Here is a 1,142-nt window from a genome sequence, read left to right on the forward strand (position 1 = left end):
TGGCCTCAGCCGAGGTCTTGACGATCAAGTAGGGCGTGACGCTGTGGTAGCCCGATGCAAATGCGCAAGGCGGTTGCGGGATGCTGCTTTGCTGGGAGGGGATGTTCATATCGTCTCCTCGGTCTGCGCCGGTAGCCGCACTATAGCAGCAATGCCGGGCGCAATGAGGAGACGGTGTTATTGCAGATGCGTGGTTCAGGCGAATTCGGACAGCAGATTGACTTGCTGGGCGAAGATCTTCGGGCTGCCGGCGATGACGTCGCCCTTGTAGAGGTAGTCGGAGTCACCCTTGAAGGTGCCCACGATACCGCCTGCTTCGGTCACCAGCAGGGAGCCGGCGGCGATGTCCCAGGGCTTCAAGCCCTTTTCGAAGAAGCCATCCAGGCGACCGGCAGCCACATAGGCCAGGTCCAGCGCGGCGGCGCCCGGGCGGCGCAGGCCGGCGCAGTGTTCGGTCATGACCTTGAACATGGTGACGTATTCGTTCAAGCCATCCAGGTCGCGGAAGGGGAAGCCGGTACCGATCAGGGCATCGGCGATCTTGTCGCGCTTGCCCACGCGGATGCGCTTTTCGTTCAGGTAGGCGCCAGCGCCCTTGGAGGCGGTGAAGAGGTCGTTGCGGGTAGGGTCGTAGACCACGGCTTGCGTGATGATGCCGCGCTGTTGCAGGGCGATCGAGACGCAGTATTGCGGGAAACCGTGGATGAAGTTGGTGGTGCCGTCCAGCGGATCGATGATCCAGACGTTTTCGTTTTCATCGTGCAGGTTGTCGGAGGCACCGGATTCCTCGGCCAGGATGGCGTGGTCGGGGTAGGCGTTCTTGAGCACGTCGATGATGGCATCCTCGGCTGCCTTGTCCACCTCGGTGACGAAGTCGTTGTGCGACTTCTTCGACACTTTCAGCAGCGACACGTCGAAGGACGCGCGGTTGATGATGGTAGCGGCGCGGCGGGCTGCCTTGATCGCCGTATTGAGCATGGGTGGGATGATCATTGCTATGGTTCCGTTAAAATGACGGCCATCGATGACGATGGCTGCGGTGCTCATCGTCGCCATGACCGACCAGCCGGCCCTGCACGCGAACTCTGCGGTACAGGACAGGCCAGGCGGAACCCGGCTCAAACCAGTGCGACGATGAAATA

General features: G+C 61.3%; 1 protein-coding gene. It reads right to left on the reverse strand.

Annotated elements, in window-relative coordinates; genetic code table 11:
- Positions 1 to 195: 195 nt before the first annotated feature.
- Positions 196 to 993 carry an inositol monophosphatase family protein gene (locus tag I5W_RS04140; protein WP_017450626.1) on the reverse strand — a complete coding sequence of 266 codons (798 nt, stop codon included), beginning with the start codon at positions 991 to 993 and terminating at the stop codon, positions 196 to 198.
- Positions 994 to 1,142 lie beyond the last annotated feature (149 nt).

The organism is Herbaspirillum sp. B65, assembly GCF_000333555.1.
Classification (GTDB): Bacteria; Pseudomonadota; Gammaproteobacteria; order Burkholderiales; family Burkholderiaceae_D; genus Herbaspirillum; species Herbaspirillum rubrisubalbicans.

Bases quoted from the DNA above. Each gene is read 5' to 3' on its own strand.
- I5W_RS04140 (WP_017450626.1), bottom strand. From the start codon at position 993: ATGATCATCCCACCCATGCTCAATACGGCGATCAAGGCAGCCCGCCGC.